General features: G+C 58.4%; 13 protein-coding genes. 3 read left to right on the forward strand and 10 right to left on the reverse strand.

Translation table 11 applies throughout. The features are described 5' to 3' along the window. The 7 genes from gatB to KGL31_05345 form a co-directional block, all read right to left on the reverse strand. Positions 1–797: Asp-tRNA(Asn)/Glu-tRNA(Gln) amidotransferase subunit GatB (gene gatB / locus KGL31_05315; GenBank protein MDE2321323.1), on the reverse strand; the 797-nt coding region annotated here is incomplete at its 3' end. Between the two features lie 14 nt (positions 798–811). Beyond that, on the reverse strand, positions 812–1255 hold the full coding sequence (locus tag KGL31_05320; GenBank protein ID MDE2321324.1) for a gamma-glutamylcyclotransferase: 444 nt from the start codon (positions 1253–1255) through the stop codon (positions 812–814). Positions 1256–1259: 4 nt separating this feature from the next. After that, positions 1260–1670, reverse strand: a complete 411-nt coding sequence (locus tag KGL31_05325; protein ID MDE2321325.1) for a hypothetical protein — start codon at positions 1668–1670, stop codon at positions 1260–1262. A gap of 1 nt (position 1671) precedes the next feature. Next, complete coding sequence (gene gatA, locus KGL31_05330; protein ID MDE2321326.1) at positions 1672–3132, reverse strand: Asp-tRNA(Asn)/Glu-tRNA(Gln) amidotransferase subunit GatA; 1461 nt, start codon at positions 3130–3132, stop codon at positions 1672–1674. Between the two features lie 4 nt (positions 3133–3136). After that, complete coding sequence (gatC, locus tag KGL31_05335; protein ID MDE2321327.1) at positions 3137–3427, reverse strand: Asp-tRNA(Asn)/Glu-tRNA(Gln) amidotransferase subunit GatC; 291 nt, start codon at positions 3425–3427, stop codon at positions 3137–3139. After that, entirely contained in the window at positions 3424–4440 is a 1017-nt protein-coding gene (locus KGL31_05340; protein ID MDE2321328.1) for a cation transporter, read from the reverse strand. Before KGL31_05340 ends, gatC begins: the two co-directional genes overlap by 4 nt. Beyond that, positions 4441–6672 (reverse strand): UvrD-helicase domain-containing protein, encoded by a 2232-nt coding sequence (locus KGL31_05345; GenBank protein MDE2321329.1) that lies wholly within the window; start codon positions 6670–6672, stop codon positions 4441–4443. 348 nt (positions 6673–7020) lie between these two features. Between KGL31_05345 and KGL31_05350 the strand changes: the two genes are divergently transcribed. After that, positions 7021–7281 carry a hypothetical protein gene (locus KGL31_05350; protein MDE2321330.1) on the forward strand — a complete coding sequence of 87 codons (261 nt, stop codon included), beginning with the start codon at positions 7021–7023 and terminating at the stop codon, positions 7279–7281. 31 nt (positions 7282–7312) lie between these two features. Here KGL31_05350 and KGL31_05355 read toward each other — a convergent pair whose 3' ends face one another. Continuing rightward, entirely contained in the window at positions 7313–10369 is a 3057-nt protein-coding gene (locus KGL31_05355; GenBank protein MDE2321331.1) for a hypothetical protein, read from the reverse strand. Between the two features lie 481 nt (positions 10370–10850). Between KGL31_05355 and KGL31_05360 the strand changes: the two genes are divergently transcribed. Continuing rightward, on the forward strand, positions 10851–11462 hold the full coding sequence (locus KGL31_05360) for a hypothetical protein (GenBank protein ID MDE2321332.1): 612 nt from the start codon (positions 10851–10853) through the stop codon (positions 11460–11462). 48 nt (positions 11463–11510) lie between these two features. Here KGL31_05360 and KGL31_05365 read toward each other — a convergent pair whose 3' ends face one another. Next, positions 11511–11975 (reverse strand): hypothetical protein, encoded by a 465-nt coding sequence (locus KGL31_05365; GenBank protein ID MDE2321333.1) that lies wholly within the window; start codon positions 11973–11975, stop codon positions 11511–11513. Positions 11976–12055: 80 nt separating this feature from the next. Next, the gene (locus KGL31_05370) at positions 12056–12295 is read right to left on the reverse strand and encodes a type II toxin-antitoxin system Phd/YefM family antitoxin (protein ID MDE2321334.1); all 240 of its coding nucleotides are present in this window, start codon (positions 12293–12295) and stop codon (positions 12056–12058) included. Between the two features lie 56 nt (positions 12296–12351). Between KGL31_05370 and KGL31_05375 the strand changes: the two genes are divergently transcribed. Further along, positions 12352–12657, forward strand: a complete 306-nt coding sequence (locus tag KGL31_05375) for a hypothetical protein (GenBank protein ID MDE2321335.1) — start codon at positions 12352–12354, stop codon at positions 12655–12657. The last annotated feature ends 312 nt before the right edge of the window (positions 12658–12969 follow it).

Consider the following 12969-nt stretch of genomic DNA (forward strand, 5'->3'; position numbering starts at 1 on the left):
GCGTCCCACAACCGTGTCTCCTGGACGATCTTTCCCCCTTTTTCAAGGACCTGTGTCTGTCGCTGGATCTCATAGGCTAAGGCCTTCTGAACACTCTTAAAGGAGTTCATATTCTTCACCTCAGCCTTGACTCCCAACTCCTCGCTTCCGGCGCGCCGCAGGGAAACATTGGCGTCACAACGCAGGCTGCCTTCCTCCATGTTGCCGTCGCAGACTTTCAGGTAGACGAGGATTGCCCGAAGCTGGCGGAGATATTCGGCGGCCTCCTCCGGGGTGCGGATGTCGGGCTCGCTGACGATCTCCATCAACGGCACGCCACTGCGGTTAAAGTCCACCAGGCTATAGTCTGCCGCCTGGAGCGTGCCCGCATGCAGCAGCTTGCCGACGTCCTCTTCGAGATGGAGGCGATGGATCCGGATGCGCCTGGTCGTTCCATCGGCAGGGAAGTCGATGGACCCTCGCCAGGCGAGCGGAAGCTCATACTGCGAGATCTGATAGTTCTTCGGCATGTCGGGGTAGAAGTAATTCTTTCGATGGAAGCGGCACACGGGCGTGATGTCGCACCCCAAGGCGAGTGCAGTCCTGATGGCGAACTCCACTACCCGTTTGTTCAGGACCGGCAACGCGCCCGGCATCCCAAGGCAGACGGGACAGGTCTGGCTATTCGGCGGGGCGCCGAAGGCGGTGCTGCAGCCGCAGAAGATCTTTGATCTGGTCAGGAGCTGGGCATGCACTTCGAGCCCGATGACCGCCTCAAATCGAGTGTTGAGTGTTGAGTGTTGAGTGTTGAGTATCATGTTTCGATCCCTTGCTATGTCAGAGGGCGGATCGACTCGAGAAAGTCGATGTACTCGTCGGACAGTCCGTGTTCCTCGGCACCGCTGATCAGCAACTGCTTATACCGTTTTGAAGGCGGCATCTCTCTGGCCGGATTCTCCATGATGTATGCGAACGCCGCGATCACCTTGCCTGTGCGGCTCCGTACTTGAATCTCCTTATGAAGGTAGAGATCGGGGTACCCTTCGTATTCGTCCAACACCTTTCGTTCCGCTTCGCTGATCTCCCACACCACGCCTTCAACCGTTTTCCCGGACCGCTCGCGAATATCCGCGATCCCGCCGCCCCACATCGGGGTATTCCCGGAGAAGATCAGCTCGTAGTCCGTAAGGGTCGCCGCTGCGGCAAACTTTGCCTTCGGGCAGAGCCGCTTGAGCTGGAATCGCTCCATGTTCGAGCCGTAGGCGAAGTAGAACATCCGGCTAGCGCCCTCCGGAGCGAGCCCGACTCATCGCGCGCCAGATGGCGTGGGGTTCGAACTTGAACGATGTTGCGCTGCGGTGCTGCTCGGTGATCTCGACCTCGAAGGGCGCTTCCTGGCCGGAGTCAAGTGGAGGGAGTTTGACCGTCTGCCGGCCCAACTCCTGCCGCGTGGTATGCTTCCGCCTGTACGGCCGGGCGGGGGCGGCTGTCCCGTCGAAGAACCGGACGACAATGACGACCTCTTCCGCCCGATTGGCGCTCATATTCTTGATTGTACCCTTGAGGGTATCGATCCAGCGCTCCGATTTGAGGATCACCAGGTCGTTATTTGCGGCCGATACCTGGTACGGCAGCAGACTGACCGCCAGGAGAAGCGCTATGAAGAGTTGGCCTGCCGCCGTTCGCATCATCTTACACCGGAGGCGTCCGGCGGTGCCAGTCGGTCGCCTGCTCATAGGCGTGTGCCACCTTCAGGATTGTCGCCTCATCGAACGGCTTGCCGATCAGTTGAAGCCCAATCGGCAGTCCCGCCTTGGTAAACCCGCACGGAATCGAGATGCCGGGCAGACCTGCCAGGTTGACCGAGATCGTGAAGATGTCCGACAAGTACATCTGGAGCGGATCATCCATCTTCTCGCCGAACTTGAACGGCGGCGTCGGCGAGGTGGGCGTCGCGATCACCTCGCACGTGTCAAAGGCCCGCTCAAAGTCACGACGAATCAATGTCCGGACCTTCTGGGCCTTGAGGTAGTAGGCATCGTAGTAACCGGCTGACAGGGCATAGGTCCCAAGCATAATCCGGCGCTTGACCTCAGGCCCGAAGCCCTCTCGCCGGCTCCGCTGGTACATCTCCAACAGGTCGGCCGGCTTCGAGGTCCGATAGCCGTACCTGACCCCGTCGTATCGGGCGAGGTTGCTGCTGGCCTCGGCGGTTGCCACCAGGTAATAGGTCGCGATGGCGTACGGGGTGCTGGGGAGCGAGACCTTTTCCTGCCTTCCGCCTAGTTCCTCCAGTGTTCGGATCGCCGTCCAGACGGCCGCCTCAACTTCCGGGTCCATTCCCTCGACGAAATACTCGTCGGGAATCCCGATACGTACCCCCTGAACGTCTCCGGTCAGAGCAGCGCAGTAATCGGGAACCGGCAAGTCCGCTGAGGTCGAATCGTAGTGGTCGTGCCCGGCGATCGTGTGCAGCATGATGGCGCAATCGCGAATATCTTTCGTAAAGGGGCCGATCTGATCGAGAGATGAGGCGAAGGCCACCAGGCCGTATCGGGAGACCCGGCCGTAGGTCGGCTTGAGACCCGCGATGCCGCAGAAACTCGCCGGCTGCCGGATCGAGCCGCCTGTGTCGCTCCCGAGCGCAGCGGCGCAGAGATCCGCCGCCACGGCGGCCGCAGAGCCGCCTGAAGAGCCGCCTGGGACATAGTCGAGCGCCCAGGGATTGCGCGTCTGGAAGAAGGCCGAGTTCTCCGTCGAGGAGCCCATGGCGAACTCGTCCATGTTCGTTTTCCCGAGCAAGATCGCCTCCTGCGCCTTGAGCCGCCGGATGACCGTGGCATCGTAGGGCGGCACGTACGGTTCCAGGATCTTGGAAGCGCAGGCGGTTCGCACCCCTTGTGTGCAGATGACATCTTTGATCGCCAGCGGAATGCCGGCTAATGGCGGGAGAGATGTTCCGGCAGCGCGCAACCGATCGACGGCCTCAGCCTGCTTCAGGGCCGTCTCCTCAGTCAGGGTGGTGTACGCCATGACCTGTCCATCGAGGCGCCTGATCCGATCCAGCACCGAGCGGACAAGTTCAACAGCGCTGACCTCGCGCCTCGCGAGCAGTTCCTGCATCTCGTGGATAGTGAGTCGGGAGAGGTCCACGGCGTTACTCCTCCAGGATTCTCGGGACCCGGAAGAAGAGGTCGTGGCGGTCCGGCCCATTCGCCAGAGCCGCCTCCTGAGAGAGCGCGGGCGTGACCTGATCCTCGCGGAAGACGTTCGTCATCGGCAGAACGTGGGAGGTCGGCTCGACGGCCGACGTATCCAGCTCATTGAGCTTATCGATGTAGCTCAGAATCGAGTCGAGTTGAGCCCGCATCCGCTCCTTCTCCTCCGCGGTCAGCTCCAAGCGGGCCAGCCTGGCCACATGCTCGACCTCTTTAAGCGTGATTTTCACGGTATGTTCCTTTTCGTTGTTGACGGGATCCGAGAATCCGGTTGATGGTCGGCCGTCAGGGCGTGGTATGGATCGGCCCCTTCCCACGCGGGGTTGACGTGCACGAGGGCGTCGGCCAGCCGGGGGATGTGATGGAACAGTTCGTGCCGCACGGTCTCAGCGATCTGGTGTCCTTCGGCGACGGTCAAGCGTGGGCCGACCTCGATTGACAGCTCGATCATCACCTGGTGTCCGATCCAGCGGGCTCGCACCTCATCGACCCGGTACACGCCGGCGACGGCGCCGGCTATCCGCTCGATCTGATTGACCGTTTCCGGCTCGATGGCATCCATGATGCGCGCGAATACCTCATGGCCGGCCTCCCAGGTGATATACAGGATAGCTGCGCTGATCAGGAGGCCCATGAGCGGGTCTGCCCAGGGAAACCCCCAAAACACTCCAAGGATGCCGAAAAAGGCCCCGACAGAGGTCAGCGCATCGGCGCGGGAGTGTTGGCCGTCAGCCACCAACGCCGCGCTGCCAATCGCTTTCCCTACCCGGATCTTATACACGGCAACCAGCTCATTGCCGATAGCCCCGGCCAAGGCTGCCGCCATCCCAAGCCCAAGGTGAGTTGTTGGCGCCCCGCTCGACCACTTGTACAGTGCGGCATAGCCGGCCAGTACGGCGCTGGCCGCGATAAACAGAATGATGGTCACCCCGGCGATGTCCTCGGCGCGGGCGTAGCCGTACGTAAACCGTCGATTCGCCAAACGGCGGGAGAGGGCGAATGCGATCCCGAGCGGAATCGATGTAAAGACATCGACCAGGTTGTGAAGGGCATCGGCCAGGAGCGCCGCACTTTGTCCAACCCATACCACCGCAATCTGTATGATACAGGTCGCCATCAGGCCCACACTGGAGATCACCAGCGCCCTGATCCCGGCATCGAGCGTGGCCGGATCCGTCCACCGGTGACCGGTAGGGCGGCTGCCGGCTTCTACTGAATGTGCGCCGATCATGGCCGGACTCACTTACGCCTGCTCGAGTTGGGCATACTTAACCATGAGCTTCTTTTCACCGGCGCCATTGAACCTCACGACCACCTTCAGATCGTCCCCACTGCCGCTCCGTTCCCGGATCACTCCGATGCCGAAGTCGGGATGCCGGATGCGGGCTCCCGGATACAGGCGATCGACGAACGGCTCGTCATCGTGGCGCTCTGGAAAGGTGGAGAGTGATGCGCTCCTGGCCCCGGATTCCCACGGATCGCGGACCTGCACGACTTCGGACGGGATTTCATCCAGGAACCGTGACGGCAGGTTAAAACTCCTATTACCGTACAGGCGTCGCTGTCGCGCCGATGCAAGATAGAGCCGTCGCCTGGCCCTGGTCATACCGACATAACAGAGCCGGCGTTCCTCCTCCAGCTCCCGCTCGTCGGGCATCGCAAAGGCGTGCGGGAAGATTCCTTCCTCCAGCCCGACCATGAAGACGGTGTCAAACTCCAGGCCCTTGGCCGTATGGAGCGTCATGAGCGTGACCGCGCCACGGCCTTCGGCGTACTCGTCGAGGTCACTGATCAGGGCGACGGAGTCGAGGAACGCCGGCAGCCCACCGTCCGCATTACGCTCCGCAAACTCCTGGGCGGCGGTCACAAGCTCCTTCAAGTTTTCCAGACGGCTCTCGGCCTCCGGCGTTCGCTCGTGTTCCAACTCTGCAGCATACCCGGATCCGGTAATCAGCTCCGCGATCAGGTCTGAAATCGGGATGAAGCCGGATTTTGCCCTCACCTCTTCAATAAGGTGCAGCAATCCCTCCATGGCCGCCTGTTGCTTGGTATTGAACAGCTTCTTTTGCGCAGCGCGTCGGCACGCCTCCCAGATTGTCGTCTTCTCTTGCATCGCCAACAGTTCGAGCTTGGCGATCGTGGCCGGTCCGATCCCGCGTACCGGCGCATTCACAAGCCGCTTAAAGCTGACGCTGTCGGCGGGATTAACTACCCAGCGCAAATAGGCCAAAAGATCCTTGATCTCTTTCCGTTCATAGAAGCGGAGCCCGCCCACAATGACATATGGGATCAAGGCGTGCCGTAGCGACTCCTCCAGGACTCGGGACTGCGCGTTCGTCCGATAGAAGATTGCGTAGTTGTCGTACCCTGTCTCCTCGGCGGCCACCCGACCTTGGATGGTCCGGGCGGCGAAGAGCGCTTCATCGTTTTCGTCGAGGGCTCGGTACAGCACGATCGGATCTCCGACCTCGTTCTCGGTCCACAGGGTCTTTCCCTTCCGACCGTAGTTGTGAGCTACTACCCCCCCCGCGCCTTGGAGGATCTGCTGTGTCGATCGATAGTTCTGTTCCAGCCGGATCACGGCGCAGCCGGGATGATCCCGCTCGAAGTCCAGGATATTGTTCAGGTCGGCGCCGCGCCACCGATAGATCGACTGGTCGTCGTCGCCTACCACGCAGAGGTTCCCGTATTGGCTCGCCAGTAGATGGATCAGGCGGTACTGGGCGTGGTTCGTATCCTGATACTCGTCCACCAGGATGTAGCGCCAGAGATCCTGGTAGGCCGCCAGCACCTCGGGATGTTGCTCGAAGAGGCGCACCGTCGCCATGAGCAGATCGTCAAAGTCGAGCGCCTGCAGGCCATCCAGGCGCTCCTGGTATAAGAGGTATAACTTGGAGGTCCGTTCCTCCATCCGGTCATTGGCCTGCAACGCATACTCCTCGGCGGAGAGCAGCTCGTTCTTCGCGCGGCTGATGCGGGAAAGGATCGCGCGAGGGTTGGTCGCGCGCTCGGACAGGCCCGACGCTCGCAGGCAATCCCGCATCAGGCTCATCTGATCGCCCTCGTCATAGATGACGAAGGAACTCTTCAGGCCCAGCGCCGCGCCATGCTTCCGCAGAATCCGGACGCAGGTGGAATGAAACGTCCCCACCCAGACCCCTTCGACACCCCAGCCGTTCGTCCTGAGCTTGTCGAAGGATGCGGCTGGAGTGCTCAGGGCAGGGCTGATGTCAGCTTGCCTCAGCAGATCCGCCACCCGCCGCTTCATTTCACCGGCGGCCTTGTTGGTGAACGTGACCGCCAGGATGTTCCAGGGCGGGACCCCGCAGTGGTCGATCAGGTAGGCGATCCGCCTGGTGATCACCCGGGTCTTCCCCGATCCGGCCCCCGCCAGCACCAGGAGCGACCCCTCGGTGTGCAGGACCGCCTCCGCTTGTCGGGGGTTCAGATCGGCAACTATCGCGTCAGATCTCACTGCAGTGCGTCCCTCCGTCGGTTAGCTGATATACGTCAATAATCTCGCCTTCATCATAGGCGAACCCGCCCCATGCGACAAGCGATATTTCGCGGTTGAAAATCTTGACAAGCCATTGGAAACGCCGGAAAATCGCCGCAACTGCTTAAGGCTACTGCGAGCGAGATGCAAGGCTGGTGCTGGTATGGTTGAGCAAAGCGAAGGCGTCGCAAGTGAACCAAATGGTAGGCTGGACCGGAACGGGTGCTTCCCGAGAAAAGTGCCATGAGGAATCTTGACGCTACCCGGTAGATGACGCTAGAATTGCATCATAATGATGCATCATTTGCAACGGTACAGGAGACGCCAATGAAGGCAATCACATTGCGCAACCTTCCGCCTGAGCTCACTCGGATCATCCGCCAGAAGGCCGACGAGCAGCACGCGAGTATCAACAAGGTGGTTATCGGACTACTGGAGAAAAGCGTGGGAGTGCGAGGCAAGAAGAGCGAAATGGTCCTGTACCACGATCTGGATACGCTGGTCGGATCATGGACGCGGGAAGAGACAGCAGCTTTCAATAAAGCGCTGGCCAAGCAGCGTGCCATCGATCCGGATTTGTGGCGATGACGCGGGCGACGGGGGTCACGTCCACGTAACGTTAGCGTGATTGGATCAGGTACTCAAGGAGTACCAGTCCCCCAGATCCCCCGAGGAAGAACAGGAGAGTCCTGACGACGGGCTGCTCGCTGATGGGGCAGAAGGCTCCGTCGCGGTTCGCCTCGACCTCTTTAATGAGCAACCGGATCCGCTCGATTTGATCTGCCTCACTTCCCAGCAACTGAAACACCTTCCGGTTCAATGTATCAAGTACCCGCCGCCGACTCTTTTCGGCCCTATTCCGGAGTGCGATAGCGCAGCCTATAACCCAGGCAGCATTGAGCCCAAATACCAAGAGAAGAAACCACGGCTGACTCCATCGATCAAGCAGGGGGCTGCGGGCCACGATCATGAGCAACAGCACGATGAACGGATAATAGACAAGACGCCCGACCACCCGGGTCCGTCCGGCAATCAGTTGGATGTCCAGCCACTCGCGTAGATCATCCGGGTGCGCGCTCATACCATGTTGATCGGCGAACTTCCTCAGAGTCTGCGGAGGCCACTCGCATGGCTTTCCGACCAACCGCTCAATGAACCCGCGACACAGACGTGTCGCATCCACCACAAAGAATATCAACACAATCAAGCTGGATACGGCAAGTCGTACAATCACTCGGTCGCTCCAAAAACTGACCTCGCCACGACCCGGCGGCACGGGAAAGTCACTTGCAAAGATTAGAAAAATTGTCACAATCAAGCACCAATACAGCACAGAGGAAACCAGGACACGTTTGGGCCAACCTCTACTATCCTCTCGGTACCATGCCCACAACTGCTGCACGCTGAGCTCTTCCGACCGCTGGTCGTCGACAGCTTTTCGGCTCACTGGAGGCTCGCTCTTTATATCTAGGTCGTACCGTTCAGAGAGTTGCTTATTACTATTCCGAAGCGAGCAGATGCCTCGCACTATAAACCCCACAGCCAGGAACAGGGCATACAGGCGGATGGCCTCAGACGGCCAAAGGCTGATCCCCTCCCACAGATCCAATGGCTCGCCTTTTTGGGCATCCTGCCAGGTCACTAGCGCGCTGATCAAGGCGATGGGGGTTACAACGACGATACCTGACCGAATGAGGCGACTTTTGCCCAGCCGGCTGACCATCCAAAGCAACAGGAGGGCCAGCACGAAGATGGAACCGACAATCTGAATGATGAATCTCACACTTTTCTGCCCTGTGAGTACTGCCGGATGGACAAGATTAGGATCCTTGTGATCCTGGGGATCCTGATCTACGCTCAGGTCGAACGGCTGCCGTCTGCCGATCTCAAAGAGCCTTGGTGTTAAGCGGTCAGCCTGTGCCTGTGAAGGTTTCTCAAGCGCTACCTGGACGGCGTAGAACACTGCAGTCTGATAACTGTCTCGAAACGGCGGTATTCCACGCTGGTGGCCTGGAGCGAGTTCCAGCCCGAAACCCGAGCCCACGATCAAATTCCTGGTCCATTTGGATTGGGCTTGATGCGTATAGCGGGCATCGAGGTCGGTAGTGAAAAACAGCGCCGATGGAAAGCGGTCGTGCAGCGCCTGCAGGATGAGAAGCTTATCGTACACGTCGCTCCCCAGTACTCCGATGGCCTGCACATTCCCGTTCATGTCTTCCATCTCTCGCTCAATACGTGAGCCAAGACGGCGGAGGTAGTCGAATTGGCTGTTACCAATAGCCCTTTCCAGCGTCTGTGAATCCCTCTTGACCTCGCCCGCCTCCTTACTTGTTTTGGCCGCCTCTTTCTCCTGGAGCGGCGTCTCGCCGTCAAGTCCACGCATATAGCTGTACCGACAGATACCGTACTTGTAGCAGGCGTCTTCCCAGGTTATGTCATTCTGGCCGGTGAAGGCTCTGAAAAACGTCGCAGGCAGGCTGCGGCCATAAAATGTGTCCCATTCCGCGATCAGGGCGATATAATTCTTGGGTTTCTCCTCTGGACCCTTTGGTTTTTCCCACTTAACGCGGCGTCGGGCGAGCTCCTCTTTCAGAGAGCATGCGAGATCGTTATCGGTTGGGATGGTGCGTTGGAACGTTATTTTGAGCTTTTTAAATGCCTCGGCAATGGTTTCTCCCGCAATATCCTTGACCTTGTCCTGCTTGCCTCTTACCTCATCGTCTACCGAAAGACAGCGTAAGAACTGTTTCGGAGTGTCGTTCTCTGGAATCAGCAGCGTGTTGGGGACAGTGGCATTGGGGGAGTAAATCTCGCTTGACTTTAACGACGTGAGCGCTGGGGGTACCTTCTTAAACTTAAACGCCTCTTGTACCATCGCATGGAGCGTGGTGGAGCCGGCAGGACCGATGATCTTAATGCTGAGTGTGTCCTTTGAACCTTTGTCAATGGCCTGCTTAATCAAGTGCTCCAATCGCAACAATGGCTGATCGTCGAACAGGTTGTTATCAAGCCACAACAGTAATACTGCCCCGTGCTGTTCAGAAACGCTACCTGGAGATCTTAACTTCTTATCCTTAGGCAGCAGCCACTCATAGGGTATGACCAGACACCCTTTCGGGGAACGAGACCTAGGCGAGGATGGATTAAGATGACAGCGGTGAGCGTTGTCAGCTTGTTTATTCGAATTCAAGGGCCAGGGATCCCAAGGGATTTGCACATAGTCGATGTGCTCACCGTCGACCGGCTCATAGTCGGATACGGCTAGAGCGGACAGCACGGCATAGCGTTTGCGACGACGGTCTTCAATCTGCTCCGCATACGGGCCGCCAAAGACCATGACCGGCATGATCGTGACTTTGCCATGCTCTTTAGCCTGTTTCTTGATCTGCTTCTTCAAATGATCCGCGAAGTGATCTGGAGCGTACTGAAACATCCCCATCGGCCCTTTTTGGTCAGGTTGTTGCCCGAACTTCTTGGAAACTGCACTGAAGGGGTCCTCCCACAGCCGTGCGGGAACGAATTGGGGGCCGAGGGTAGACGACGTTTCGATCACGCCCTCGCGGGGTCGGAAACTTTCAAATGGTTTTCCATAAAAATAGACCCCGCCTACCGTCGCTGCCAGCAGGACCACACCTATCAGGGGGAGGTTTGGTTTCTGTTCCTTCGGGTCCGGCATGATACCTCGCTTATGACTTTGAGGTGTCTTCTCACCAGGAAATCCGGGGCAGTCACCCGCTCAGGGCTCCTGGGATTGCCGTGCCAGGGTGGAACTCCATCCACTACTCAGGTGCCCGTTACCTGGTGGTCTCTTCTTAATGGGCGGGGAATTTTCAGTCGCCACACCAGAGGAATTTATCATCGGTAATGACAGGTGTCCAATCGAAATCTACCATCAGCAGGATGAGTGCAACGATTATGATCGCACACGGTCAAAGCCTGCCGGAGATAGATACCTTGACGTCATCCGACGGATGACGCTAGAGTGTGCACAACAATAATGCAGAATCGGCAACGCTGCGGGGGTCGATGAAGGCAATCAGATTACGAAACCTTTCGTCTGGACTCAGCCGAATCGTCCGTCGGTGGCCTCAGGCTGGTGCTGTACAGATCAGCGAAACCACAGTGAGGCATCTGGGCGGCTGCAAAGGAACGCGTCAGTGAATCCCGAATCTTCGAACTCCGCGCAGAAACACCGGCGCCGAATGATGGTGGTCCACATTGCTGTGGTCGTTTCCCTGATTGCGGCAGGGGCTGCACTTGCGACCGTACCGGCGGTCAGGGATCATCTGTGTTATGAGCATCACATGAACACGTTCTGCTCGATAGGCCAAATCGGCGAATCCGAAGTGAGGGTATTTGCATGGTATCCGGGGGCGAAGCCGTTTGATCGGAACACGTGGACCCCTCGCACAATTCGGGGCGAGATTCCACCTTACGAAAACCGCTCATACGGCAGCAGCTTTCCGCGCGGAAAACAACTCTGGCTGTACTGGGAAGCGCGACTGAAGTCTCGTGTACCTCCAGGCCGCTCAATCAGGTTCGTAGTCCATGGGACGACTTATGATGCAGGTGGTAATTCTGTCGCGGGTGGTGTCGTTGAGGCCACGTGGGGTGCTGATGACCCGGCAGCCCTTGTTATTGGCCCTGTCGACACCGTTCCAATTGGAACCGGCGGTCAATTCCCGCCGGGGCACTATGAGATCGTTCTGAAGGCATATGGCAATCAACTGGCTGAGTCAGAGGTTCGCGGCGGCTTCGATATTTACTGATGCTTATACATTCTTTGTTCTATTTGCACACCGTTTGAATTCCGGGACTTACTTCTCTTCTCCTAAGAGCTTCTTTTCGGCCTTCTCGATCTCCCGTGAGGTCTTTGTTTCGGCTTTCTCTACGTGCCCCGTGGCCGTATCGAGCGCCTTCTCTGTTTGTTCCTTGACTTTCCCCTGCATCTGGATCGCCTTGGTCTCTGCTTTACGCTTCTGCTGCTCGGCCTTCGCCGCGGCCTTCTCCCTCTCCTGCTGGGCTTTTTTCTGCGCCTGCTCAATTTTCGCGGCCGCCTTGTCTGCGGTTTTCTTCGTTTTCTCGGCCGCCTTCTCCATGGCCTCTCTGACCTTCCCTTCCGCTTTCCCCTGTTCCTCCGCCGCCTTTTGCTCAACCCCCCTCTGGATGTCCGAGATCGTCGGCACCGTCGGGATGATGGGCGTTGGGTATTGGGCAAAGGCCCATGTGCTGAACAGCAGCGCGCTCGTGACGGTACCGGTGAATGTGAGAATCTGTTTCATCTGCGAGTCCTCCTTGGTTAGAATTCTGTTGATGAACGACAAGCCGACTTTGGGCGGCTGCCCAGAGCATCACGTGGGTGTCAAGGAGCAGGCGCACGACTCGATCCCTCAAATTCGCCGATCACGTCCTCGGGCAGCGGGGCGTCGAAGTCCTCCGGTACCAGGAGCTTGCCGGCCAGAAAGCCGAGCGTCCGCGTCTTTCGCGTTTTCTTTGCCGGAACCAACCGCGCAGCCGGCTTTCCCGCCTTGGCGATCACTACCTCGTGGCCCTCTACGGCTTGCTCAACGAGCCGGGACAAGTGGGTCTTGGCTTCATGAATGTTGACTGTGCGCGCGTCTAGTCCTCTACATGACTACGCTTAGCCTAGCTCACAACATGGATCCCGTCAACACCTGCAGCCCGATTGGGACAACTTACCTTCGCGGCGCAGCGGCCCTCGTGGATATATTACTGGGTACGGTTGGCGACGGAGATCTTTCGACTACACAGCCTTTGCATCGGCTCTGTCGTGAGGCCAAAGACCGCCATATCCGCAAGGCCAAGCTGAGCAACCACGTCGCGAATGACCTCGAGGTCGGCTTCATCGAACTTGCCTTCATTTTTCGCCTTCGCTCATTTATCGTTATAGGCACTGATCAGAGGTTAACCGATGTCGATGGGGTACAGAGCCTCAGCCCGTAGATCATTGCCGCTGCTCCTCCCACTCTTCCCGGAAGGCGATGTGGATCACGGTGAGATAGGATCGCGTTACGACAATGGACACTTGTCACTATTCATGGCGAATGGCTCTGCTGCCCAGGAGAGTAGTAAGGTCCATGCTGGCTTATGGCAATCGAGCAGGGGAGCAGACCAGGGTGGATCATTCACATCAACATGGACGCTTTCTACGCCGCTGTGGAGCAGCGCGATCACCCTGCCTATCCGGGCTGCCCCGTGTCATCTTGACAACCCTCTTGACTCAACCTATTATATGGTCAGATCATCTGAATATCA

This window comes from Candidatus Methylomirabilota bacterium (assembly GCA_028870115.1).
Taxonomy (GTDB): domain Bacteria; phylum Methylomirabilota; class Methylomirabilia; order Methylomirabilales; family Methylomirabilaceae; genus Methylomirabilis.

Coding starts and splice junctions, on each gene's coding strand:
- KGL31_05320 (MDE2321324.1), bottom strand. CDS start 1,255: ATGTTCTACTTCGCCTACGGCTCGAACATGGAGCGATTCCAGCTCAAG.
- KGL31_05365 (MDE2321333.1), bottom strand. CDS start 11,975: ATGAAACAGATTCTCACATTCACCGGTACCGTCACGAGCGCGCTGCTG.
- KGL31_05325 (MDE2321325.1), bottom strand. CDS start 1,670: ATGATGCGAACGGCGGCAGGCCAACTCTTCATAGCGCTTCTCCTGGCG.
- KGL31_05375 (MDE2321335.1), top strand. CDS start 12,352: ATGGATCCCGTCAACACCTGCAGCCCGATTGGGACAACTTACCTTCGC.
- KGL31_05355 (MDE2321331.1), bottom strand. CDS start 10,369: ATGCCGGACCCGAAGGAACAGAAACCAAACCTCCCCCTGATAGGTGTG.
- KGL31_05350 (MDE2321330.1), top strand. CDS start 7,021: ATGAAGGCAATCACATTGCGCAACCTTCCGCCTGAGCTCACTCGGATC.